Source organism: Streptomyces sp. SirexAA-E (assembly GCF_000177195.2).
GTDB lineage: Bacteria > Actinomycetota > Actinomycetes > Streptomycetales > Streptomycetaceae > Streptomyces > Streptomyces flavovirens.
The window spans coordinates 6165965-6190017 of sequence record NC_015953.1; the positions used below are offsets into that span (position 1 = coordinate 6165965).

At 72.8% G+C, this 24053-nt stretch carries 21 protein-coding genes; 7 read left to right on the forward strand and 14 right to left on the reverse strand.

The window, feature by feature from the left end; translation table 11 throughout:
* Nucleotides 1-161: 161 nt before the first annotated feature.
* Nucleotides 162-1679, forward strand: coding sequence for a nucleobase:cation symporter-2 family protein (locus SACTE_RS27115; RefSeq protein WP_014049215.1), 1518 nt, complete (start codon nucleotides 162-164; stop codon nucleotides 1677-1679).
* Nucleotides 1680-1745: 66 nt separating this feature from the next.
* On the opposite strand, the gene SACTE_RS27120 is transcribed toward SACTE_RS27115, so the two are convergent.
* Nucleotides 1746-2615 carry a chitosanase gene (locus SACTE_RS27120; protein ID WP_014049216.1) on the reverse strand — a complete coding sequence of 290 codons (870 nt, stop codon included), beginning with the start codon at nucleotides 2613-2615 and terminating at the stop codon, nucleotides 1746-1748.
* Nucleotides 2616-2937: 322 nt separating this feature from the next.
* Entirely contained in the window at nucleotides 2938-3735 is a 798-nt protein-coding gene (locus tag SACTE_RS27125) for a chitosanase (RefSeq protein ID WP_014049217.1), read from the reverse strand.
* Between the two features lie 65 nt (nucleotides 3736-3800).
* On the opposite strand from SACTE_RS27125, the gene SACTE_RS27130 reads away from it, so the two are divergent.
* On the forward strand, nucleotides 3801-4484 hold the full coding sequence (locus tag SACTE_RS27130; RefSeq protein ID WP_014049218.1) for an alpha/beta hydrolase: 684 nt from the start codon (nucleotides 3801-3803) through the stop codon (nucleotides 4482-4484).
* Nucleotides 4485-4508: 24 nt separating this feature from the next.
* Here the strand turns inward: SACTE_RS27130 and SACTE_RS27135 are convergent, their stop codons facing one another.
* From SACTE_RS27135 to SACTE_RS27160, 6 genes are all read right to left on the reverse strand, one after another.
* Entirely contained in the window at nucleotides 4509-6851 is a 2343-nt protein-coding gene (locus tag SACTE_RS27135) for a glycoside hydrolase family 3 N-terminal domain-containing protein (protein WP_014049219.1), read from the reverse strand.
* A gap of 50 nt (nucleotides 6852-6901) precedes the next feature.
* Nucleotides 6902-8836 carry a cellulase family glycosylhydrolase gene (locus SACTE_RS27140; protein WP_014049220.1) on the reverse strand — a complete coding sequence of 645 codons (1935 nt, stop codon included), beginning with the start codon at nucleotides 8834-8836 and terminating at the stop codon, nucleotides 6902-6904.
* Nucleotides 8837-8941: 105 nt separating this feature from the next.
* The gene (locus SACTE_RS27145; RefSeq protein ID WP_026359086.1) at nucleotides 8942-9949 is read right to left on the reverse strand and encodes a LacI family DNA-binding transcriptional regulator; all 1008 of its coding nucleotides are present in this window, start codon (nucleotides 9947-9949) and stop codon (nucleotides 8942-8944) included.
* A 128-nt stretch (nucleotides 9950-10077) separates the two neighbouring features.
* Nucleotides 10078-10905: a carbohydrate ABC transporter permease gene (locus tag SACTE_RS27150; RefSeq protein WP_014049222.1), complete on the reverse strand. Its 828-nt coding sequence runs from the start codon at nucleotides 10903-10905 to the stop codon at nucleotides 10078-10080.
* Between the two features lie 13 nt (nucleotides 10906-10918).
* The gene (locus SACTE_RS27155; RefSeq protein WP_014049223.1) at nucleotides 10919-11860 is read right to left on the reverse strand and encodes a sugar ABC transporter permease; all 942 of its coding nucleotides are present in this window, start codon (nucleotides 11858-11860) and stop codon (nucleotides 10919-10921) included.
* A gap of 30 nt (nucleotides 11861-11890) precedes the next feature.
* Entirely contained in the window at nucleotides 11891-13174 is a 1284-nt protein-coding gene (locus tag SACTE_RS27160) for an ABC transporter substrate-binding protein (RefSeq protein ID WP_019993094.1), read from the reverse strand.
* A gap of 345 nt (nucleotides 13175-13519) precedes the next feature.
* Here SACTE_RS27160 and SACTE_RS27165 point away from each other — a divergent pair, with 345 nt between their 5' ends.
* Both SACTE_RS27165 and SACTE_RS27170 read left to right on the forward strand, forming a co-directional pair.
* On the forward strand, nucleotides 13520-14497 hold the full coding sequence (locus SACTE_RS27165) for a fibronectin type III domain-containing protein (protein ID WP_014049225.1): 978 nt from the start codon (nucleotides 13520-13522) through the stop codon (nucleotides 14495-14497).
* Nucleotides 14498-14754: 257 nt separating this feature from the next.
* Nucleotides 14755-15861 carry a hypothetical protein gene (locus tag SACTE_RS27170; RefSeq protein ID WP_014049226.1) on the forward strand — a complete coding sequence of 369 codons (1107 nt, stop codon included), beginning with the start codon at nucleotides 14755-14757 and terminating at the stop codon, nucleotides 15859-15861.
* Between the two features lie 59 nt (nucleotides 15862-15920).
* On the opposite strand, the gene SACTE_RS27175 is transcribed toward SACTE_RS27170, so the two are convergent.
* Nucleotides 15921-16964: a hypothetical protein gene (locus SACTE_RS27175; RefSeq protein ID WP_014049227.1), complete on the reverse strand. Its 1044-nt coding sequence runs from the start codon at nucleotides 16962-16964 to the stop codon at nucleotides 15921-15923.
* 123 nt (nucleotides 16965-17087) lie between these two features.
* Here SACTE_RS27175 and SACTE_RS27180 point away from each other — a divergent pair, with 123 nt between their 5' ends.
* Nucleotides 17088-17735 (forward strand): TetR/AcrR family transcriptional regulator, encoded by a 648-nt coding sequence (locus SACTE_RS27180; RefSeq protein WP_014049228.1) that lies wholly within the window; start codon nucleotides 17088-17090, stop codon nucleotides 17733-17735.
* Between the two features lie 84 nt (nucleotides 17736-17819).
* The gene (locus tag SACTE_RS27185) at nucleotides 17820-18422 is read left to right on the forward strand and encodes a TlpA disulfide reductase family protein (protein ID WP_014049229.1); all 603 of its coding nucleotides are present in this window, start codon (nucleotides 17820-17822) and stop codon (nucleotides 18420-18422) included.
* Nucleotides 18423-18484: 62 nt separating this feature from the next.
* On the opposite strand, the gene SACTE_RS27190 is transcribed toward SACTE_RS27185, so the two are convergent.
* The 3 genes from SACTE_RS27190 to SACTE_RS27200 form a co-directional block, all read right to left on the reverse strand.
* On the reverse strand, nucleotides 18485-18895 hold the full coding sequence (locus SACTE_RS27190) for a VOC family protein (protein WP_014049230.1): 411 nt from the start codon (nucleotides 18893-18895) through the stop codon (nucleotides 18485-18487).
* 170 nt (nucleotides 18896-19065) lie between these two features.
* Nucleotides 19066-20685 carry a malate synthase A gene (gene aceB, locus SACTE_RS27195; RefSeq protein ID WP_014049231.1) on the reverse strand — a complete coding sequence of 540 codons (1620 nt, stop codon included), beginning with the start codon at nucleotides 20683-20685 and terminating at the stop codon, nucleotides 19066-19068.
* A gap of 276 nt (nucleotides 20686-20961) precedes the next feature.
* Nucleotides 20962-21567: an NTP transferase domain-containing protein gene (locus SACTE_RS27200; RefSeq protein WP_026359085.1), complete on the reverse strand. Its 606-nt coding sequence runs from the start codon at nucleotides 21565-21567 to the stop codon at nucleotides 20962-20964.
* Nucleotides 21568-21765: 198 nt separating this feature from the next.
* On the opposite strand from SACTE_RS27200, the gene SACTE_RS27205 reads away from it, so the two are divergent.
* A complete protein-coding gene (locus tag SACTE_RS27205) occupies nucleotides 21766-22146 on the forward strand; it encodes a DUF5955 family protein (protein WP_014049233.1) in 381 nt (126 codons plus the stop codon).
* On the opposite strand, the gene SACTE_RS27210 is transcribed toward SACTE_RS27205, so the two are convergent.
* Together SACTE_RS27210 and SACTE_RS27215 are read right to left on the reverse strand one after the other, a co-directional pair.
* Nucleotides 22093-22725, reverse strand: coding sequence for a response regulator transcription factor (locus SACTE_RS27210; protein ID WP_014049234.1), 633 nt, complete (start codon nucleotides 22723-22725; stop codon nucleotides 22093-22095). The two genes, SACTE_RS27205 and SACTE_RS27210, sit on opposite strands and share 54 nt — an antisense overlap.
* The gene (locus SACTE_RS27215; RefSeq protein ID WP_014049235.1) at nucleotides 22722-23945 is read right to left on the reverse strand and encodes a sensor histidine kinase; all 1224 of its coding nucleotides are present in this window, start codon (nucleotides 23943-23945) and stop codon (nucleotides 22722-22724) included. The genes SACTE_RS27210 and SACTE_RS27215 overlap by 4 nt, the downstream gene beginning before the upstream one ends.
* Nucleotides 23946-24053: the final 108 nt, after the last annotated feature.

Genomic DNA, 24053 nt, shown 5'->3' on the forward strand with positions numbered 1-24053 from the left:
CCACGGCAACCGGTCCGCGGCGCGCGCACCCGCACGGGGCGCGCCCCGCGGACCGGCGATCGAAGCTGCCCGCACCAGCTGCACGACCTGCATCAACGCCCCACCCGCACCACCTCCCTGACACCCACGTCGCCGACGTGTACCCGACCGGAGGAGCCGCCGTGGCAGCTACGCCCAGGTTTCGCAAGGACGCAGTCGCAGAGCAGAACACCAGCGCAGAACAGAACACCAGCGCAGAGCAGAACACCAGCGCAGAACAGAACACCAGCGCAGAGCAGGACCCGGCCGAGGGAGCCGGCCGCAGGCATCCGGTCGACGAGACGCTTCCGCCCCTGAAGATGTTCACCAGCGGCCTGCAGCACGTGGCCGCCATGTACGCCGGTGTCGTCGCACCGCCGATGATCGTGGGCCCCGCCCTGGGGCTGACCGCCAAGGAGACCGCCTTCCTGATGGGGGCGAGCCTTTTCACCGCGGGCCTGGCCACCCTGCTCCAGACCCTCGGCTTCTGGCGCGTCGGCGCCCGGCTGCCCTTCGTCAACGGCGTCTCCTTCGCCGGGGTCACCCCGATGATCGCGATCGGCAAGGACCGGGGGCACGACGGCATCGCCGTCATCTTCGGCGCGATCATCGTCGCCGGCGTCCTCGGCTTCCTCCTCGCCCCGTACTTCTGCAAGCTCGTACGGTTCTTCCCGCCCGTCGTGACCGGCACCGTCATCACCCTCATCGGTGTCTCGCTCCTGCCGGTCGCCTTCAACTGGGCCCAGGGCGGCGACGCGACCGCCGCCGACCACGGCTCGACGACCGACATCGCGATGGCCGCCGTCACCCTCGTGATCGTGCTCGCCCTGCGCAAACTGCTGCGCGGCTTCCTCCAGCAGATCGCCATCCTGCTGGGGCTGGTCATCGGCACCCTGATAGCGATACCCGTGGGCATCACCGACTTCGGGGCCCTCGGCGACGCCGACCTGGTCGGCTTCCCGACCCCGTTCCACTTCGGCGCCCCGCAGTTCGAGATCGCCGCGATCGTCTCGATGTGCATCGTGATGCTCGTCTGCATGACCGAGTCCACCGCGGACATGCTGGCCCTCGGCAAGATCGTCGGACGGCCCGCGGACGAACGGACCATCGAGGGCGGACTGCGCGCCGACACCCTCGGCAGCGCTCTCAGCCCGCTGTTCAACGGCTTCATGTGCAGCGCGTTCGCCCAGAACATCGGGCTGGTCGCGATGACCAAGGTCCGCAGCCGGTTCGTCGTCGCGGCCGGAGGCGTCATCCTCGTGGTGCTCGGTCTCGTCCCCGTCGCCGCGTCGGTCATCGCCCTCGTCCCGCTGCCGGTCCTCGGTGGCGCGGGCATCGTCCTGTTCGGCTCGGTCGCGGCGAGCGGCATCCAGACCCTGGCCACCGCCGCCCTGGAGAAGGGCGAGAACGCCCTGATCGTCGCGGCGGCCGTCGGCGTCGGCCTCATACCGATCGCCGCCCCGGACTTCTACCACGCCTTCCCCGAGGACATGCTCGTCGTCCTGGACTCGGGCATCTCCACGGGGTGCGTGGTGGCGATCCTGCTCAACCTGGCCTTCAACCACCTGGGCCGCAAGCCGGACGACGAGGCCGGGACGGAGGGGGAACCGACCACGGACGAGCAGCCCAGGGACCCGATGACGCTGCCCGTCGCCCACTGACCGGTGTGAGGGCGGTGCGTGGACGGAGGCACTCGCCGTACTCCGTACACGCACCGCGCCGCCGGCTCAGCCGATGTGGAAGCTGTCGCCGTACACCTGCCAGTCCAGCGGCGGATCCAGGTTCAGATTCCCGTCGCGCAGGAAGACGCGCTGCGCGGTGTCGACCCGGCTGGTGTCCGAGTGGGCCTCCTCCTGCCGCATCGCCCAGACCCGCGCGTCCAGGAACGCGTCGAGGTAGGCGACCTCGTCACCGCCCCGCGAGGGCGGTTCCGCCTCCGCGAGCGCGCGCTGCCGGATGGACCCGAAGCTCGTGCTGTCCCCGCCGCCTCCGTGCATGACGATGGCGTCGTAGTACGCGAACTGGCCGAGCGTCCCCAGCCCGTCGTCCTTGGCCTGGCGCACCGCCGGGTCGAAGTACACCCGGTCCCGCTCGTCGTTCTGCGCCTGCTGGAACACCGGGTCCTTCGCGGCCTCGGCCCAGTCCCGGGGGAAGCCGGGGTCGAGCCCGTCGTGCGAGTCGGTCCCGTCGACCTCGCGCAGGGCGGGCAGGTACGACGCCAGTACGTTGCCCGGTGAGCGGTCCGTGTAGCGCTCGACCAGGGCGAGCATGTCTCCGGTCCCGGAGCAGAAGCCGATGATGCCGGCGGTGTAGCCGCGTCCGTCGCCGATGTCCTCGATGTAGCCGTACTGCGCCTTCCAGTCCAGCGTGGAGTTCTCCGCGCTGGAGACCAACTGCATGGCGATGTCCTTCTTCGCGGGATCGTCCAGTCCGGTCGCGGCGGCCTCCAGATGATGAGCGGCCGGCTGCGTGGGGGCGCCGGCGTGAGCGGTGACGGGGAGCGCCATGAGCGCGAGCCCGAGGGCCGCGGCGGCGAGACCGCCGGTGCGGGTGAGCCGAGTGGTGCGACGTGCGGTGCGGTTGTGGGGGTGAAGCACCTGTCCTCCCAGGGGAGTTCGTCGTGTCGCTGTTCTGTTAGGAAGCTTTCCTATCAGCTGGACGGTCGCGGGTACAGACTCCGGGACGAACGGGCTGGAATAACTCCGGTGCGCAGGAGAGGCGGCACGGGAGGAGCCCTGGGTGCGTCGATGTGCCTCCAGCCGTGCGAACGGTCCTCGGACGCGGCCGGTCACGGCTCGGCGGACCCCGGCCCCGATGAGTGAGTGCGCAGGTCAGGGCAGAGTGCACCGGCGTACGCGTACCTAGCCCCGGACGCTCCGCGAGCCCACCGGACGGCTCTTTACGGCCGCCCGTCGCGGGCTACGGCCCGTCGATGCGGAAGCTCTCCCCGTACACCTTCCAGACCAGCGGCGTCTCCAGCTGGAGCCTGCCCTCGTGGACGAAGACCCGCTGGGCCGTCTCCACCCGGCTGGCGTCGCTGTGCGAGGGCTCCTGGCGGATGGCCCTCACCCGGGCGTCGAGGAAGGCGTCGAGGTAGGCCTCCTCGTCACCGCCCCGGGACGGCGGGTCGGCGGCCTCCACGGCCTCGGCCCGTATCGTGCGGAAGCCGACGGTCCCCTTGGCGTCGGCGTAACCGTGCATCACGAACGCGTCGTAGTAGACGAACTGGCCCAGGGCACTGAGCCCGTCCGCCTCGGCGCGGGCGACCGCCGGGTCGAAGTACGTCTCGTCCCGTTCCGCGTCCTGCGCCCGCCGGAAGGCCGTGTCGTCCGCGACCCGCGCCCACGCCTCGGTGAAGGCGTCGCCGAGCCCCTCGTGCGAGTCGCCGCCCACGACCGCCCGCAACGCCGGGAGGAAGCGTTCCAGCGCGTTGCCGGGGCGCGCGGCGGTGTACCGCTCGACGACCTTCAGCATGTCTCCGGTCCCGGAGCAGAAGCCGATGACGCCGGCGGTGTAGCCGCGTCCGTCGCCGATGTCCTCGATGTAGCCGTACTGCGCCTTCCAGTCCAGGGTGGAGTTCTCCGCGCTGGAGACCAGGCGCATGGCGATGTCCTTCTTCGCGGGATCGGCGAGCCCCTTCTCCGGGGCGTCTGGGCCCGGACCGGAGCAGCCGGTCAGGGCCAGGGCGGCGGCGAGGGCGAGGAGCTTGGTCTTCACCCGCCCAGCCTGCCAGGTCAGGGGCGTGCGTCCGCCGGGCACCGGACGACTGTAGCGTTCGGGCCATGGAAGATCAGTCTGTTGTGGATGTCGGCGATGTGCGCCTGGCGTACCGGACCTGGGGGGACTCGATGGGCTCGCCCGTCGTCCTGCTGCACGGCCTGGGCGGCTCGTCGGCCGACTGGGAGGCGGCCGGGAGCCTGCTGGGGGAGGAGTGGCGGGTGTACGCCGTCGACCTGCGCGGACACGGCGAGAGCGACTGGCCGGACGAGTACGGGTTCGAGCAGATGCGCGACGACGTCCTGGAGTTCCTGGACGCCTGCGAGATCGACCGGGCCGGGGTCGTCGGCCACGGGATGGGCGGGGCCGTCGCCTCGCTGCTCGCCGGCGAGCACCCGGACCGGGTCGAGCGGCTGGTGCTCGTGGAGACCCCGCCGCCGTTCCCGGCCGAGCGGCCGGCCGTGTTCGTACCCGAGGGGCCGGTGGACTACGACGAGAACGCCGTCCCCGCCGTCCTGGCACAGATCGACGCGCCCGACCCCCGGTGGGAGGAGGAGCTGGGCCAGATCGTCGCCCCCACCATGATCCTGGCCGGGGGGCCGGAGAGCACCATGCCGCAGGCACGGCTGGCCGACATGGCGTCGCTGATCCCGGACTGCCAACTGGTCACCCTGGGCGGCGGCCACCGCCCGCACCAGCGGCACCCGGACCAGGTCGCGACGCGGATCACGGAGTTCTTCACCAGCTGACGCGCACCGGGGACCGGGCCGGCGCTACCAGGGCGACCAGCCGTCGTCCCGCGGCCCCGGCACGTCGAGCACGGCTCCGTGGGTGCGGTCCGAGGACGGGCCCGTCTCGATCGCGAACCGCCCCGGCTCGACGGCCCGTTCCAGGCTCCGGGTGACCGAGGCCAGGGTTCCGTGCCCCACCCGGAAGACGGCCTCGGCCCGCTCCCCGGGAGCCAGCTCGACGCGGACGAAACCGCGCAGTTCGCGCACCCGGGGCCACGAGGTGCCGCCGGTCAGCCGCCGTACGTAGAGCTGCACGGTCTCCACGGCGGGCCGGGCACCGGTGTTGCGGACCTCGACGGTGCACAGGACCGGCTCCGCGTCGCCGGCCGGGCCGCCGGCGGTGAACTCCTCCGCGGCCACCGACGTACGCGACAGCCGGGGCTCGCCGTACTCCACCGTCGTGTACGACAGGCCGTGGCCGAACGCGTGTCGCGGGGTGGCGGGCTGGTCGACGTAGCCGCGGTAACCGTGGTCCTTGCCGTTGTAGAAGACCGGGAGCTGCGCCGCCGACCGGGGCACCGACACCGGCAGCCTGCCCTGCGGTTCGGCCGCACCGAACAGCACGTCAGCCACCGCCCGCCCTCCCCACGGCCCCGGGTACCAGGCGCTCAGGACCGCGCCCGCCCGGCCGGTGAGGTCGTCCAGGGCGTGCGGGCGGCCCTGGACCAGCACCACGACCACCGGGGTGCCGGTGGCCACGACGGCGTCCAGCAGGGCGAGCTGCCCCTCGGGCAGGGCGAGGTCCGCCAGGTCCACCCCCTCCCCGCAGGTCATCCCGGGCGCGTTCCCCGAGGCCACGACGGCCGCGCCGTTGGCGTCGAACGCGGTGGCGGACCCCCGGGCGCTGGACCCGCCGAGCACCAGCACCGCCGTGTCGGACGCGGCGGCCAGCGCCACCGCCGCCGGGACGGCGGACCGGTCCCCGCCGGTGAGCTCGCAGCCCCGCGTGTACGCCACCCCGGTGCCCTCGGGCGCCCGCGACCTGATGCCCTCCAGCACGGTGACGCCGTGACCGGGACGCTGCGGTGCGGTGTAGTCACCGATCTGCTGGGGCAGCGAGTCGGCGTTCGGGCCGATGACCGCGAGGGCACGGACCCTCCCGGACAGCGGGAGGGTCACCCCGTCGTGCTGGAGCAGGGTGACCGAGGCGCGGGCGAGGCGTTCGCTCACCTCGACCGGCCCGGCGGCGGGCGTCCTCCGTCCGGTGTACGGCCGCTCGAACAGGCCGAGCCGGAACTTCAGGGCGAGCACCCGCCCCACCGCGACGTCGAGCGTGGACTCCTCGACCAGCCCCCGCCGGACCGCCTCCTCCAGCCGGGGGAAGCAGTCGTCCCACAGACTCAGGTCACATCCGGCACGCAGGGCGGCCGCGCCGGCCCGCACCGGGTCGCCGGCCGGCCGCACCAGACGGTCCAGCGCCAGGCCGTCGGCCATCACCAGCCCGTCGAACCCCCAGCTCTCCCGGAGGACGCCGGTCAGCAGCGGGCGGGCGGCGGCGCACGGCACACCGTCGAACTCGTTGTACGCCGCCATGACACCCGCGGCCCCGGCCCGCACCCCCGCCAGGGCCGCTTCCAGGTGGATCTCGTGGAGCTCGCGGGCGCCCAGCTCGGTGGCCGCGCTGTTGCGCCCGCCGACCGTGGCGCCCTGTCCGGCGAAGTGCTTGAGGACGACGGCCGCCCGGTCGGGGCCGATGGCGCCGCCCGGCGGCCCCTGCACACCGCGTACCAGCGCCTCGGTGAACCGCGCCGCGAGGTACGGGTCCTCCCCGAAGCACTCCTCCGCCCGGCCCCAGCGCGGGTCCCGCACCAGATCCAGGGCCGAGACGAGGGCCACATGGCCGCCGCGCGACCGGAGCTGGGCCGCCGCGAGCGCCGCCGCCTCCTCGTACAGCCCGGGGTCCCAGGTGGCGCCGACGGACAGGTTGACCGGAAGGAGCGTGCCGTCCAGGGCCTGCAGCCCGTGCGGCATCTCCTCCACCAGCAGGACGGGGATGCCGAGGCGGGTGTGCTCGACGACGTGCCGCTGCACGCTGTCCGCCACCCGGGCGCCGTCCGCCTCGCCGATGCCCGTGCCGGCCGTCACCCCGGACCAGGGATCGGCGCGCTGGAGCCCGTACAGCGCGCCCATCGAGCCGAACGCGGCGACCTCCTCCCGGAACGCGTCCGTCAGCCGGTGGCCCGTCGGGGTCCGCTCGTAGGCGTGCCAGCCGTACATCCGCTGGTTGACCTGGCCCACCTTCTCGGTGAGCGTCATGCGCGACAGCAGGTCGCGCACCCGGGCGGCGACGGGCTCGGCCGGGTCGCGGAAGCGGGGCTCGGACATCGGTGTGCTCTCCTCGTGCGGCGGGCCGGAGCGGGGAAGGGGCGGGCGGATCAGCGCAGTTCGAGCACCCGCACCCCGAACGGGGCGAGCGCGACGTCCACCACCCGCCGGCCGCCGCCCGGTTCGTACAGCTCCCCGTCGGCCGACGGCCGGACCGTGATCTCCTCGTCGCTCTGGCTCACCAGCCACACGAAGCGGGCCCCGTCCTCACGGACCAGCGTGTCGGCGGCGACCAGCGGGGTGTCCACGCTCACCGGCCGGGCCACCCCGGCCACCGCGGCCAGCGCCGCGTACAGCCGGTGTGTCTGCTCCGGGTTGACCCGGGCGGTACGGGCGGCCATGTGCTCCAGCGGGTAGGTGGCCAGCACCGCGCGCCCCGCACCCCGCTCGAAGCACAGCAGCGCGGGACGGCCGTGCGCGTCCGTGGCGACGACCCGGGCGCCGGCCGGGACGACCGGCAGCCAGGCGCGGCTGTCCTCGTTGCCGGCGACCGGGAACGACAGGGTCTCGCCCGCCGCGACGGTGCCGAAGTCCTCGGTGAACGTCATCTCCAGGACGTCGTCCTCGATGGGCTCGGCGACCCCGTAGGACAGCTGGTGCTCCACCCCGAACAGCCCGTCCAGGTCGTGGAACCACGGGCCGCGGGTCGTCGGGTACTCGCCCGAGCAGAAGGACAGGTAGACCGTGGCGCCCTCCTCGGCCCGCCGCTCCAGCGCACGGCGGGTGCGGGTGGTCAACTGCCGCGTCGAGGGCAGCAGATACAGCGACACGTCCTGCGGTAGCCCGTCCGCCTCGCGGGCCAGGCCCACCGGCACGTCGCCGGCGCGCGCCGCCACGTAGCCCTGGTGCAGCGAGGTGAAGATCAGCGGCCGGTCGGCCGGGCGGCTGTAGGGGTAGCCCCGCTCCAGGAAGGCGGGCACCACCAGGGCCGCGTCCGCGTCGGTGCGCCGGCACCGGGCGAAGTCGACCTCTGCCAGCACCCGTGCGAAGGCGTCCAGTTCAAGCAGCGGGGTCTTCGGGCGTCCCGTGCCGTCGGTGATCCCGAAGTGCATCTCGAAGGGGTGGTGGTCGTACGGGGAGCGGTCCCACAGGTCGTCGTAGTCCGTGTTGTTCCACGCCATCCAGCCGGTGGCGCCGCCGAGCAGCGAGTTGTGCAGCGTCTGGCGGTAGTACACGGCGGCGTTGGCGGCGGACACGGTGTCGGTGGAGAGCCCGAACTCCTCCAGCACGACCGGCTTTCCGGCGACGGCGGCGAGCTCGCACTCGAAGGCCGCCCGGTAGTGCTGCCGGACCCGGTCCGTGTCGGAGCGGTAGACGTGCGGGCCCACGAAGTCGACGTACGCGGCCGTCTCCCGCAGCGAGAAGCCGTTGTCCCGGCCCGTCACCTCGATGCCCCAGGCACCGTCACCCAGCGACACCGGCTGGGTACCGCCCGCCGCCCGGACCGCGTCGCACATGAACTGGGCCCAGGCGGTGACCACGTCGCTGGACGGCGGGTCGACCTGGTAGACGCGACCGTATCCCGGCATCTCGTTGGTGATCAGCCAGCCGGTGACGGCGGGGTGGTCCTTGAAGCGCCGGGTCATCTGCGAGACGAACCACGCCTGCCTGCCGACGAGCCACACGTCCTCGTAGAGGTCCCGGCCACCGCGCCAGGCGGGGTCCCAGTTCTCGCCCGACATGTGGCCGACGATGAAGGTGGGGACCGTCCCCATCCCGGCCTCGGTGTGGGCGTCCAGGAAGTCGCGGAAGCGGTCGCAGAGCTCCTCGTCGATCCGGTCGGGCTCCGGGTGGAAGTCCGGCCAGTAGAAGAACGACCGGGTCATGTTCAGGCCGTGGTCCCGCAGGACGGCCAGTTCCTCGCGCACGGTCTTCGGGTCGTAGGACCGCCACATCAGCGGGCCACCGGTACGGGACCAGAAGTTGGCTCCGAGCCAGGGGAGTACGGCCGGGTCGTGGGTGAGCTGGGCGCTGTGGCGTCGCATGGTCTTTCGCTGACCTCTTCGGGGTGCGGGGGCGGTGGCCGTCATGGCGGTGCGCGGGCAGGCGCTCCGGGCACGGTGGCCCGCGCGGGAGGCGGGGGAAGGGGGTCATCGCGACTCCTCGCCCGGTACCGGTCCGGTCGACTCCCGCACCACCAGGCGCGGGACCTCGTCGAGCACCGGCGCCGGCACGTCCTCGCCGCACTGCCGCAGCAGGACCCGGGCGGCCGCCGCGCCGACCCGCTGGACCTGCTGGTCGACCGTGGTCAGCCTCGGGTGCAGCCACCGGCCGAGCGGCAGGTTGTCGTAGCCGATCACGGACAGCTCCTCGGGCACCCGCAGCCCGGCACGCTGGGCAGCGCCGATGCCGCACACGGCCATGGAGTCGTTGGGGAAGACCAGAGCCGTGGGGCGGGCCGGCAGCGCGAGCAGTTCCTCGGTGACGGCGAAGGCCGCCGCCTCGGTGAACTCGGTGTGCCGTACCGCCACGGGCCGCAGCCCCCTGTCGGCGAGCGCCTCCTCGAACGCGGCGAGGCGCAGCCGGGTGTGCACCAGCTCGCGGGGGCCCGCGACGTACGCCACCCGCCGGTGGCCGAGGGCCATCAGGTGGTCCACGGCCTCCCGGACGCCGTTGCCCTGTCGGCGCAGCCCCACCCCGGGCACCGGTGACCCGGGATCAGGCGCGCCGAGCAGGACGGCGGGCAGCTGGAGGTCCCGCAGCTGGGCCGGACGCGGGTCGTCCACCCGCGCCTCGGTCAGTACGGCGCCGTCGATGCGGCCCTCGGCGGTGAGCCGTTCGTACAGGGCGCTCTCCTGGTCCATGCCCGCCACCAGGTGGAGCAGCAGTCCGTAACCCCGGGGCGCGAGTTCGCCTTCCAGGCCCGTGATCAGCTCACCGAAGTGCGGGTCGGTGCCGAGCACGTCCGTCGGCCTGCGCACGACGAGCGCGAGCGTGCGGGTGCGCGCCCGCCGCAGCGCCGTCGCCGACGCGCTCGGCGACCAGCCCAGCTCAGCGGCCGCCTCCAGCACCCGGCGGCGGGTGGCCTCCGCGAGGCGCCCGGTGCCGTTGACGGCCTGCGAGACCGCCGCCGTGGACACCCCGGCCGCCGCGGCCACGGCCTTGATCGTGGGCCGCGGGGCTCCTCCGTCCGGGGGCGCGGGAGCCGGGGGCCGGCGCCGCCGGGCGGCGGGCACCGCGGGCGGGGACGCCTCGGCGTCCCGGGACGACGTGTGCTGCGGAGGGTTCACATCTTCACCGCACCGTTGACGAGAGCCTGTTGCATGCGCTTCTGGAGCACCGTGTACACCACCCAGACCGGAATCAGTGTCAGCACGGTACCCGCGGTCAGAATCCCGTAGTCGGTGCCGGTCAGGGCCTTGAGCGTGGGCAGTGCCACCTGCACGGTGCGCTGTTCGGGGTCGGGCCCGATGATCACGAGCGAGTACAGGTACTCGTTCCAGAAGGTCAGGAAGTTCAGCAGCAGGATGGTGGCGATGCCCGGCAGGCACATGGGCGTGTAGACGTGCCGCAGGACGGCGAAGGTGGAGGCACCGTCCATCCGCGCGGCCTCCTCCATCTCCCGCGGGATCGTCCGCATGAACTGGACGAGGATGACGACGGACAGGGGCATCGCCGTGGCCGGCAGGAAGAGCACCATGAAGGCCCGGGTGTGGAACAGCCCGGTGGCCGCGGCCAGCAGGAAGGTGGGGAAGAGCGCCGCGAACGTCGGCACGAGGAAGCCCAGCGAGAACACCCGCTCCACCCAGGCGCCGGCCCGCCCCTCCGCCCGGGCGAGCGCGAAGGCGGCCGGGATGGCGAGGGCCAGCGTGAGGGCGAGCGCGACCACCGTGACGAGGCCCGAGTTGACCATGGCCTGCCCCAGATGGGCGGAGCCGAACGCCTCACCGAAGTTGCCGAACGAGAACGACGTCGGCAGGGAGAACGGGCTCCCGAAGATCTCGTCGTTGGACTTGAACGCCGAGACCAGCAGGTAGTACAGGGGTGCGGCGAGCAGGACCGCGTACAGCCAGGCGAAGACGTGCGCAGGCAGCCAGGACCGTCCGAACTTCATGAAACCGCTCCGATCAGTAGTTCTGGCGGAAGACGCGACGGATGGTCAGCAGCCCGACGAGCCCGACCAGGAACAGCACGACGCCCACCGTCTGGCTGTAGCCGAGATCGGCCGCGATGAACGCCTTCTGGTACACCAGGAAGGACAGCGTCGTCGACGAACTTCCGGGGCCGCCCTGGGTGAGCAGCAGCACGTTCTGGGCCGACCCGAACAGCGTCCACAGGAACTGAAGCATCGTCACCACGCCGACGAAGTCGCGGATGACCGGGAAGTGGATGCGCCACATGGCACGCCAGTGGCCGGCGCCGTCCAGCTGCGCGGCCTCGCCGACCTCGGCCGGGACGCTGCCGAGCCGGGCGGCGAACAGCACCGCGGTGAAGCCGATGCCGCTCCACACGTCGAGCAGCACCAGGCAGAGCAGCGCGGTGGACGGCGAGGCGAGCCAGGCGTCGGTCAGCGAGCTCAGTCCCACGGTGTCCAGGGCGCCGTTGACCAGGCCGTCGGGCGAGAGCACCGCGTAGAACACCATCGCCTTGGCCGGGGTGGAGACCAGGCCGGGGATGAACAGCAGGTACCGCAGGACGCGATGGCCGGGCGGGTTCTGCGCGACGTAGTACCCGAGCATGTAGGCGCCGACGATCATCACCGGGAGGGCCAGGACGAGTTGGACGGCGGTGTTGCGCACCGACTCCCAGAAGACCGGGTCGTCGACGACGGCACGGACGTTGTCCAGGCCCGCGTACGAGATCGGCTGGAGCATCCCGGGCCAGTGCAGCGCCGCGATGACGAAGATGGCGACCAGCGGGCCGACCATGAAGACGAGGTACCAGACCAGGGCGGGGACGGCGAGGATCACCCCGCCCTGCTTGCGGCGGGGACCCGCGACGGGTGGCGGTGAGGGCGGTGACGGTCGGCGGACCGAGGCGCCGTCCTGGGCGGACGAGAGCATCGTCATGTGAACTCGCAGAGGGCTCGGGCGCGCGGATCAGGCCGTGCGGTAGGCGGATTCGAGGGCTGAGCGCACGGTGGCCGCGCTGGTTCCCCGGGTGAACGCGGTGCTGGTCGCCGTGATCAGCGGCTGGGTGGCCGTCGGGGGGACGTAGAGGTCGGGGAGGAGCGCCTGCCCGACCCGGTCGCCGAGTCGCTGCGCCTCGGCCACCAGCGGGAAGTCGCCGCTGACGGTGTCGGTGACCAGCGCCATGTCCCGGCCGCTCTCCGTGACGAAGCGGGACACCACGTCGGGCCGGTACATGAAGCGCAGGAACTTCTCGACGGTCGGCAGCTTCTTGACGCCGTTGGGGCTGATCCAGAAGCCGATCAGGGTGTAGGAGCGCAGGATCGTCGGCCTGTCGTGGGCCGCTCCGGGCGCCAGCGGCCAGCCGCCCACCGTGGTGTGCGCGGCGGTCTTCGCCGGAACCTTCGCCAGCGCGGACGACATGGCGGACTGGACGGCCGCCTTCTGGGTGTTGTACTGCGTGGTCATCGTGTCGGAGGTGAGCCCCTGCGCCTTGTCGGCGAAGACTCCGGCGTCACGGAGCGAGACGAAGTAGTCGATGCCCTCGCGGGCGCCCCGGCTGCCGCTGAAGTCACCGTCCGTGTAGACCTGCCGGGCCTCCTCGCGGGTCAGGAACGTCTGGACGATCTGCGCGAGCAGTTTCTGCCCGGTCCAGTCGTTGCCGCCGACGGTCACGGGCTGGATGCCCTTGGCCCGCAGCCTGCGGGCCGCGCCGATGAGCTGGTCGCCGGTGGTGGGCACCGAGCCGACGCCCGCCCGGTCGAGCAGGGCGGTGTTGTAGGCGACCGGCCAGTTGGTGGCGAAATAGGGGAAGGCGCGCAGCCGGCCCCTGCCGTCGGTCCACTCGTCGAGCGCCTCGGGCAGGACGCGTTCGCGCAGCCCCCAGTCGTCGAGGTAGCCCTTCACGTCGACGGTGGCGCCGACCTCCGTCCAGGCCAGTGTCTTGTCGTAGAGGTTGACCATCACCACGTCCGGCTCCTTGCGGGCCAGTCGGGAGGTCTCGTAGACCTGGGGGAGGTCGTCGCCGTTGACGAGGTTCTTGACCCGGAGCCCCGGGTTCTCCTCGTGGAACGCCTTCACCGCGGCGGTGTAGGTGGCCGAGCCCGGTGCCGTGGTGCCGAGCTGGGTGTGCACGATCAGGGTGTCGGGGCCGGAATCGGCCGAGGCCAGTGCGGAGCAGCCGGACAGGGCGGTGGCGGCGGCGAGGCCGGAACCTGCGGCGATGAAACCGCGCCGACTCGGGGAAGAGGGCACAGGCCTGCTCAGGGGCGAGGACACAGCGGAAGGTCTCCAACCAGGTCGTCCAGCACGATGGTTAATCGATATACCTGCGGGTGGCGAGAAACTTAGGCGCAGTCCCGGATGCGGTCAACCCCCGATTGCGCATGCTGGAAAAGCCGACAAATCACCCGGCCGGATGCCGCTCCTCCCGCGCCCGGAAGCCCCCGCCGGATCCGTCCGGCGGGGGCGGGTCCGCCCCGCTCGGCCGCCGCCCATCGCCGGACAATGCGCCCGTTCCGGCTCGCACCCCTTGCCGGGGCGCGTACGCGCGTGGCATATAGGTCTGGACCATTGCTGTCCGGATGGAAGGCGCCCCCCATGCAACGCCCCCACGCACACGCCGTGTCGGCCTGTTCCGCCGCCCTGCTCCTCACCACGCTCACCGCCTGCGGCGGCGGCGCGGGCGCCGACAACCGGAAGCCGACGGTGCCCACGGGCGTGACGGTGCAGGCGAGCAGCGCCACCTCCGTCCACGTCATGTGGGAGCAGGCCACGGACGACAAGGCGATCACCGGTTACGAGATCTACCGCGAGGGCGAGAAGGCGGCCTCGGTCCCGGCCACCAAGCGGATGACCGACATCGACGGGCTGACCGCGTCCACCGCGTACACCTTCACCGTCCGGGCCCGCGACGCCGCCGGGAACCTCTCTCCCCGGAGCACCGCCGTCTCCGTCACCACCCCCGCGCCCGCACCCGCCGACAACGAGCCGCCCACCCGCCCGGTGAAGCTGCGGGGCACGGCCGACAGCGGCCGCACGGTCTCCCTGTCATGGGGCGGCTCCACGGACGACGTGGGCGTGACCTCGTACGACATCTACCAGGAGGACTCCCGGATCCACAGCGTGCCCGGCACCCGGACCACGGCCCGGCTGACCGGACTGCGCCCCGGCACCGTCTACACCTTCACCGTCCGCGCCCGGGACGCCGCCGACCACTCGTCCCCGGACAGCGACGCCCTCGACCTCACCACCCCGTCCGCCCCGGGCGCCCCCACGAGCACGGCGCCGACCGGACTGAAGACCGAGACGAGGGCCGAGGGCGAGGAGTTCGTGGTCGACCTCTCCTGGGACCAGCCGGACACCGGCGGTACCATCCCCGCGTACCAGCTCTACCTGAACGGGAAGTTGACGACCACCATCGTCTGGGGCGGCACCCCGCCGGCCGGCCGCGCGTCCTACGAGCTGACGCTGAGCGACCCGCCGGGCACCCGCTACTCGCTGAAGATCCGGCCCAAGCTCCCGGACGGCACGTGGGGTGACTTCTCGGCCCAGCGCACGGTCGTGCTGGCGGGGTGACCGGGGCGGGACGGCCGACGGGCCCGGAAGGGGCCCGGGTACGCCCGCCGCGGGTGGTACCGGACGTCACGTGCACCCTCTGTCCGTACGGAAAGTGATCCTCGCAGGACCGTTCCCGCCCGGGGGCGCACTTGTGCCTGACCGCAAGTCACCATCCCGCCGTCCGGCAGGACCCGTCGCCCCTCGACCCGCCGTGCCGACACCGCCCGCATACTTCTCTGACCGCTTCCTGACATCACGTGACTACTGTCCGGCGCATGCGCACACCAACTCACCGCCCACGCGGTCAGCAGGGCACCCGCAGGACCCTCCGCCACGCGATCGGGGCCACCGTGACGGTGTCCGCGGCCGTCGTCGCGCTGGTCACGCCGGCCGCGGCCGCCGACACCGCACCGCACACCCCGTCGTCCAGCGGCGCCGGCGCGGCAGGACCGGACACCGTCACCACCCACGCCGGCGCCGGGACCGCACAGGAGCGCGCCCGGGTCGACGCCTACTGGAGCCCCGAGCGGATGAAGCTGGCGGGCGCCATGATCCCCGAGATCACCCCCGTACCCGAGGACGACAACACGCCGGACGACCCGCGGCCGCTTCCCGCGAACACCCCGGACCCCGGGTCCGTGTGGACTCACGGCGGAGCGGTGCAGAAGAACGTCGGCCGCCTGTTCTTCACCTTCTCCGACGGCTACGACGGCAGTTGCACCGCGACGGTCGTCACGAGTGCCAACCGCAGTACGGTCATCACGGCGGCACACTGCCTGAGAGGCGTGGGTGCGCCTTCCGACGACGACACCTGGAACCACAACCTCTACTTCGTGCCCGGCTATCGCAACGGAACGAAACCGCTCGGCGGCTTCAGCATCAGGACCATGGCCACCTCTTCCCGCTGGAACGCCGACCCGGACACCACCGCGTCGTCGGACCTCGCTGTCGCCGGCTACGACACGGGACTCCTCGTGGCGAACCCCGCCGCCGGGGGCCGCCCGATCGGGGACGTCACCGGCAGCCAGCGCATCGGGTTCGACCAGCCCGTCGAGGGCGAGTTCGTCCACACCTTCGGGTACCCCAAGGCCGGACTCAACGGCTCCGGGGACTCGTACGTCGGATCCCGCATGATCCACTGCGCGGGTCCGAGCCGTCCCGGGCCCGAGGCCCCCCTGCTGTGGGGCGAGACCTGCGACATGTCGAGCGGTTCGAGCGGTGGACCTCACCTGGCACGCTTCGACACCCGCACCGGCACCGGCACCGTCGTGGGCGTCACCACCACTGACGAGGAACTCGCGGGCGGGCAGTCCCCCACGCTCTACGCCACGCGCCTCGGTGACAGCGCCCACCGTCTCTACGACTGGGCGCAGTCGCGGTAGGACCGTAGGCACGAGCGCGGTCCGGAGGCGGGTCCGGAACCCACCGGGCGCGACGGACCTCAGCCCTCGGCTCCGTACCTGGTGCGGCCGTAGGCGGCGAGGGTGTGGAACGCGGCCTTGGGCTCCCAGGGCAGGCCGGGGCGGGAGGCGGTCCCGGGGTGGCCGTCGGGGAAGACCCTGACGACGCCGTAGGAGGCCTTGTCGAAGTCGCGGGTGTCGTCGGTGTCGTCGTGCGGCAGGTCGTAGCGGGCGAAGGTGTAGACGAAGGCCGCGTCGAGGCCCGACTCCGCGTAGACCCGGAGGAGTTCGCGCAGGTACGCCGCCTGCTCCCGCTCGTCGCGGACCACGGGGCGGACGAAGCCGGCGGGGCGGGCCTCCTCGTCCCACTCCACCACCTGGTCGGCCCGGCTCGCGATGTCGGCCGCACCACGGTACGGGGCGCAGCCGAACTCGGTGACGGCGGCCGGCTTGCCGTGGGAGACGAGGGCGCGCAGGCCCTCTTCGAGCCGGTCGGCGGTGCTCGCGTCCCGGTAACCGGCGTCCGTGGCGACCAGGTCGAAGGGTGCCCAGTCGACCCCTTCGAACGGCAACGAGGCATATCCGACAGGGCCGTTGAAGCGCGCCCGTACCTCGGCGACCGCCTTGCCCAGGAAGGCGTTGATCTTCGCGGGGACCTGGGGGAGGACCTCCCGCACCCGCCGGGGGTCGGCGAACAGTGTCTGCCGCTCGGCGTAGGTGTCCCCGGGGAGGAAGCCCGAGGTGAACAGGGAGATCTCCGAACCCGTGAGGAAGACGACCTCGGCCCCGGTGCGGCGCAGTCCCTCGGCGCGTTCGGCGCCGTCGGTGAGGAAGTCCAGCAGTTCGTCGGGGGTGAGGCCGTTGGTGAAGGGGCAGTACCAGACCTCCAGCCCCGCCTCCGCCGCGTGACGGGCCGCCGTCTCCAGCCGGTCGCGGTCGCCGCCGGTGACGCGGACGGCGTCGCAGCGCAGTTCGTCGCGGATGACACGCATCTCGCGGCGGACGACGGCCGGGTCGAACGGCTCACGGGTGGTGGTTCCGGCGGAGGTGAAACCGGTGTCGTAGGTGATCCCGAAGATGCGCACGGCGGCCTCTCGTTTCAAGGTACTTGGCGTACCTTATATCTGTAGCAGACTGGGTTGTGTGCTGTCTCACGGAGTACGATGCGTACCGTGCAGTTTTCGGTGAGCAGGACGGGAGGGCGGCACGTGACGCCAGCCGAAGGGGTGCGGCCGGCCGCGGCGGGGCGGCGGCGCGGGACCGAGCTGGAGGAGGCGATCCTGACCGCGGCGGCAGCGGTGCTCACCGAGGACGGTGTGGCCGGTCTGACCATGGAGAAGGTCGCCCGGCGGGCCGGGACCAACAAGAACACGCTCTACCGGCGCTGGCCCAACCGCCTCGCCCTGGCCGTGGCCGCCTACCGCCGGCTGGCCGCGGACCGCACGGCTCCACCCGACACCGGCTCCCTTCGGGGCGACGCCCTGGCGCTGCTGCGCCGTGCCGACAGCAGCTGGGCCTCGCCGATGGGGGAGATCCTGCGCGGCCTGCTCGCCGCGGCCGGCGGCGCCCCCGAACTGCTGGCGGAGCTGCGCCCCGACGCCGACGGCAACGCGGTCGACGCGGCCTGGCTGACCCTCATCGGCCGGGCGGTCGCCCGAGGCGAGGCCCGGCCCGAGGCGCTGCACCCCCGCGTCGCCTCCGCGCCGACGGCGCTGCTGCGCAACGAGTACGTGACCCGGGGCGTCCCCGCCGTACCGGACGCCGTCCTCGTCGAGATCGTCGACGAGGTCTTCCTGCCGCTGGTACGCGGCCGGGGGCCGATGGCGGGCAGGACGCTCCCGGAGGGCCCGGCGTGACCCGGGCCCGGTGAATCCGGCGCCACGGCGCGACCGTTCGAGGCCCGCCCGAACGCGCTCCGGACGCCGTGCGAGACTCCTCGCATGCCCTCCGGTCGCCCACGTCTTCACCGCCCTGCGTCGCTCGCCGGCCTCGTGGCCGCCGGTGCCCTCCTCCTGTCCGCGTGCGCCGGTGACGGTGGCGGCACGGCGGACAAGGGAACGGAGTTCGTCACCACCGGCGGAGGCGTCTCCACCGTCGCCAGGGGCCACCGCGCGGACGCGCCGACGCTCGACGGGACGACCCTGGACGGCAAGCCGCTCGACGTCGCCGAGTACCGGGGCCAGGTCGTCGTCCTGAACGTCTGGGCGTCCACCTGCGGTCCGTGCCGTCTGGAGGCCGAGCACTTCGCGAAGGTGTCCGAGGAGTACCGGGGCCGGGGCGTCCAGTTCGTGGGCATCAACACGCGGGACGTCCAGAAGGCCTCCGCGGTCAGCTTCGAGCGCGACTACGGCGTCACCTACCCGAGCCTCCACGACCCCGCCGGACGGCTCCTCCTGCGCTTCCCCAAGGGCACGCTGAACCCGCAGACCATCCCCTCCACCGTGGTCATCGACCGTGAAGGCAAGGTCGCGGCCCGCGCGTTGGCCGCCTTGGACGAGGCCGGTCTGCGCGGGATGATCGCGCCGCTGACCACGGAGAAGTGACCCTACGGGCGTGGCCGTGACCCGCGGGGTGTTCCTCGCGGGTCACAGGAGCGGTGACGGGCCTATGAGTTGGACCAGGTGCGGGTGGAGAGCACCAGCAGATAGCCGTCCGGGTCCTGGAAGGTCACGCCCCACGTGTCCCAGTACGGGTTGTGGGCGGGGACCCGCTTCCCGCCGTGGCGTTCGAGCCGCTCGGTCAGGGAGTCGGGGACCGGCTCGCCGAGATAGACCACCAGCAGGTCCTCGGGGGTCGGCCGCGGATCGACGGGGGCGGCGGGATCGCGGACGAGTTCCAGATGCCAGGACGCGTCCGGCCAGCCGACCATGAGGAGCGCGTGCTCGCCCGAGGTGCCGTCCGCCTCGTGCCGGTACAGGACATCGAGGCCGAGCCCCGCCACCCAGAACACTTCCGCCGCTTCCAGATCGCGTGACGGGCGGGCGATGCGTAGGTGAGCCGTGGCGTCGGCCGGCATGCCGGAACCTCCTGATGGTGTGGCCCACCCCCTGCGGATGGGTGCCACAGAGCCTACGGACGACGGGGCGCCGTGTCTGTCGGCCGCTGGTCCTACGCCGTGCCCCGCGGACCGCGGCGCCGTACCCCCGCCCGGTGACCGGTGGGGTACGGCGCCGCGCGCGGCCCTCGTCAGCGCAGCTGCTCGTACGCCGGCAATGTCAGGAAGTCCGCGTAGTCCTCGTCCAGCGAGACCGTGAGCAGCAGGTCGTGGGCCTGCTGCCACTTCCCGGCGGCGAAGGCCTCGTGGCCGACCTCCGCGCGGATCGTGGCCAGTTCCTCGGCCGCGATCGTGCGGGCCAGGTCGGCCGTGGCGTGTTCGCCGTTCTCGAAGACCACGTCCGCGTTGATCCACTGCCAGATCTGCGAGCGGGAGATCTCCGCGGTGGCCGCGTCCTCCATCAGGTTGAAGATGGCGACCGCGCCCATGCCCCGCAGCCACGCCTCGATGTAGCGGATGCCGACGGCGACGGCGTTGCGCAGGCCGTCGTACGAGGGCCTGGCGTCCAGGGTGTCGACGGCGATCAGGTCGCCGGCCGCCACCGAGACGTCCTCGCGCAGGCGGTCCTTCTGGTTCGGCTTGTCGCCGAGGACCGCGTCGAAGGACTCCATCGCGATCGGGACCAGGTCCGGGTGGGCCACCCATGAGCCGTCGAAGCCGTCGTTCGCCTCGCGGTCCTTGTCGGCCTTGACCTTCTCGAAGGCGACCTTGTTGACCTCGGCGTCGCGCCGCGAGGGGATGAAGGCGGCCATGCCCCCGATGGCGTGCGCCCCGCGCTTGTGGCAGGTACGGACCAGGAGTTCGGTGTACGCCCGCATGAACGGGGCCGTCATCGTCACCAGGTTGCGGTCCGGCAGGACGAACTTCGGGCCGCCGTCACGGAAGTTCTTGACGATGGAGAAGAGGTAGTCCCAGCGGCCCGCGTTCAGCCCCGAGGCGTGGTCGCGCAGCTCGTAGAGGATCTCCTCCATCTCGTACGCGGCGGTGATCGTCTCGATCAGGACGGTCGCCCGGACCGTGCCCCGCGGGATGCCGACGTAGTCCTGGGCGAAGACGAAGATGTCGTTCCAGAGGCGCGCCTCCAGGTGCGACTCCGTCTTCGGGAGGTAGAAGTACGGGCCCTTGCCGAGGTCGATCAGCCGCTGGGCGTTGTGGAAGAAGTAGAGGCCGAAGTCGACCAGGGCGCCGGGCACCGGGGTGCCGTCCTGCTGGAGGTGGCGCTCGTCCAGGTGCCAGCCGCGCGGGCGGGTGACGACGGTCGCGAGCTCCTCGGCGGGCCTGAGCGCGTAGGACTTGCCGGACCTCGGGTCGGTGAAGTCGATGTTCCGGGTGTAGGCGTCGATCAGGTTCAGCTGGCCGGTGACCACGTTCTCCCACGTCGGGGCGGACGCGTCCTCGAAGTCGGCGAGCCAGACCTTGGCGCCGGAGTTCAGCGCGTTGACGGTCATCTTCCGGTCGGTCGGACCGGTGATCTCCACCCGGCGGTCGTCCAGCGCGGCCGGGGCCGGGGCGACCTTCCAGGTGTCGTCCACCCGGATCGCCTGCGTCTCGGGCAGGAAGTCCAGCGTGGAGGTGCGCGCGATCTCGGCGCGGCGCTCGGCCCGGCGGGCGAGCAGCTCGTCACGCCGGGGTGTGAACCGCCGGTGCAGCTCGGCCACGAACGCGAGGGCCGCATCGGTCAGGACCTCGTCCTGCCTCGGCAGGGGCTCGGCATCGACGATGGCCAGCGGGGACGGCGCTGGTGCGGACATGAGCGGTCACTCCTTCAGCGGTGAGGAACGGCGGCACCCCGCGGCCGCCGGGTCACCCGTGCGGCACGGGGTGCCAGGGGCTCCGGGACACGGCCGGGGGAGCCGTCCGGATCCGGAAGCGGAACCATGGGCTTCTGATCAGTGGATATTAGTTTCCTCATGGTGGAAGTTCAATGGTTTGTTGATGTCGAGATTCTCCGGGTCGACAGAACCGGCCGCGCCGTGGCGCACCGTGCCGGTCCGTAAACGGTCCGTTCGTCGCCCCGCTCCGCCACGTCAGTCCAAATGCGCCAGATCCTCCACCGTGTCGATGTCGAAGGCCCGTGCCACGTCCGCACACTCCACGAGCGTGATCGCCTCGCGGTGCGCCCGCAGGTACGCCCGCGCCCCCTGGTCCCCGACGGCCGCCGCCGCGACGTCCGCCCACCGGTCGGCCCCGAACATCACCGGGTGGCCGCGCTCCCCGTCGTACGCCCCGGACGCCAGGGCCGCCCGCGAGCGGTACGCGGAGCGCACGCGCGCCACCGCCGCCGCGCCGATCCCGGGCTGGTCCACCAGCAGGACCAGCGCCGCGTCCGCGTCCGTGGCGGCGAGCGCGTCCAGGCCCGCCCGGAGCGAGGAGCCCATGCCCTGCTCCCAGTCGGGGTTCACGGTCACCGCGTACCCCGACAGGTCCGCCCGCATCCGCACCTGGGGCGCGGCGGCGCCGAGCACCACGTGGACGGGTCCGCAGCCCCCGTCCCGCAGCACCCGGGCCGCGTGTTCGACCAGGGGGCGGCCGCGGTGCTCCAGCAGGGCCTTCGGCCGGCCGCCGAGTCTGCGCCCGCCGCCCGCGGCGAGCAGCAGTCCGGCGACCACCGGAATCCGTTGTGTCTGAGCCATCCGCCCTGGATACCACCGCTCCGTTCGCACAGGCGCAAGGCGCGTCACCCGCCCGCCCCGGCCAATTGTGTCCGCGCGGTGGCGCGGCCTGCCCGCGATGGCGTTAACTTGTGGGCATACCGGGGCAGTTGACCGCTGCTCGGGGGCGGCTCGACCAGGTCGGCGCACCGGTACGAGGACGTGCGAAGGGGGAGCACCTTGCTGAGGAGTGCGGGGCACCAGCGGCCGGCCGGCGCAGTCGACCCGAGGGTGGCCGAGCTGCGGACGGCCGTCTCCCGGCTCCGCCGCGAACTGGCCGGTCATCCGGCGGAGTTCCCGGACCGGGGCATCGCCGAGGACGAACTGGCCGCGCTGGACGCCATGGCGGTCGGCGGAACACCCGAGATCCCGCGGCTGCGGCGCTCACTGCTGCTGGTCGCGGGCGCGATCGGCTCGGTCAGCGCGCTGGCGCCTCGGCTCCGGGACGTACGCAACGCCGTGGACCTCTTCGGCGAGCCGCCGCGCCCGGGAGGGCCAGCCGCGCGGTCAGCGCCGGATCAGCCGGCGCGCGGTGGCGGCGGCGACCGCGGAGGTGCGTGAGTCGACGCCCAGCTTGGCGTAGATGTGCACCAGGTGGGACTTCACCGTGGCCTGGCTCAGGAAGAGCCGCTTGCTGATCTGCTGGTTGGACAGCCCCTCACCCACCAGCTGGAGCACTTCGAGCTCGCGCTTGGTCAGGGCCTGTGCGGGGGTCCGCATCCGGTCCATGAGGCGGTGGGCGACCGCCGGTGCGAGTGCCGACCGGCCCGCCGCCGCCGTGCGTACGGCGGCGGCCAGTTCCTGAGGCGGCGCGTCCTTGAGGAGATAACCGCCCGCGCCCGCCTCGACCGCGGTCAGGATGTCCGCGTCCGACTCGTACGTGGTGAGGATCAGGACCCGGGGAGCGTCCGGGGCCGCGGTGATCGCCGCGGTGGCCTCCACGCCGTGCATCCCCGAGCCGAACTGAAGATCCATCAGGACGACGTCGAACCCGCCCGTCGCGGCGAGGGCCACGGCCCGTTCCGCCGTGGCGGCCTCCGCGACGACCTCGAAGTCCGGCTCGGTGTCCAGGACGGCCCGCAGCCCCGCCCGTACCACCGGGTGGTCGTCGGCCAGCAGCAGCCTGATCGGATCACTCACGCGACCTCCTCCCCTCGCGCCGCGGCCGGGAGCGGCAGGGTCACGGCGACCGCCGTGCCCTGCCCCGGCGCGGACTCCACGCTCAGCGTGCCGCCCAGCGAGCGGGCCCGGGCCCGCATCGCGGGCAGCCCGAAACCACCGCCCGGCTCGGCCTCGCCGGAGCGGCTCCCGCCCCCTCGGGGCAGGGCCGACGGGTCGAACCCCCGGCCGTCGTCCACCACGTCCAGCGACACCGACGTCTCCATGAAGCTCAGGGTGATCTCCGCCCGCCGCGCGTCCGCGTGCCGCACCGTGTTGGCCAGCGCCGACTGGGCGGTCCGCAGGAGCGTCACCTCGTACGGGAGGGGCATCTCCACCGGCGTGCCGCTGACCGCGCACTGCACGGTGAGCTCCGGCGTCGAGGTACGGGCCGACAGCCGGGACAGGGCCCCGGCGAGGGAACCGTGTTCCAGGTCCGGCGGGGACAGCGCGCGGACGAAGCGGCGGGCCTCGGCCAGATTCTCCTGGGCCGCCTCCCGCGCCCGGCGCACATGGACGGTGGCCGGCGCGTCCCCGGGCAGCGTGCGCTCGGCGGCCCGCAGCAGCAGCTGGATGCTGGACAGGCCCTGGGCCAGGGTGTCGTGGATCTCCCGGGCCAGCCGCTCCCGCTCGGCCAGCGTGCCCGCGGTGCGCTCGGCGGCGGCCAGCTCCGCCCGGGTGGAGACCAGCTCCTCGATCAGCTCGCGGCGCCGGTCGCTCTCGCGGAACAGCGCCTCGTAACCGAGCACCGTCGCGACGGCCACCGCCGCCCCGAGCAGCGGCCCGATGAACGTACCCGGCGTGACCTCCTGGCCGTGCAGCAGGAAGCTGACGATCGCGGCCGCCGCCGTGACCACGACGGCGGGCAGGCCCCGGCGCACCGGGAGCAGGTGCAGCTGGAGGAAGTAGAGCGGGAAGGCCACCCACAGGGCGTCCGGCGACAGGACCAGCAGTGCCAGCCAGAGGGCGCCGAGCCCGGCGAGCCAGACCGCCGCCGCCCTGGTGTGCGGCTGTACGGCGGAGGCGAGCACCCCCGCCCCGTACAGCGCGGCCGTCACCGCCGCCAGGACCGCCACGGCCGTGCCGTGCGGGGCGCCGTCGCCCACCGCCCGGACGGCCACCAGCATCAGCAGCCCCGCCAGCAGCGCGTGCAGGCAGAGCCGCAGGCCGGTGGCGACGGGGGTGGGAGCGCGCGTGTCCATGGTCGTTCCAGCGTAGACGCGGGACGCCCGCAGCCGGTCAACCGAAAGGTTGATGTCCGCCCCGTCCGCCGTGCGATGTCCTCGCGCCGCCGGAAGCCGAGGCTGGAG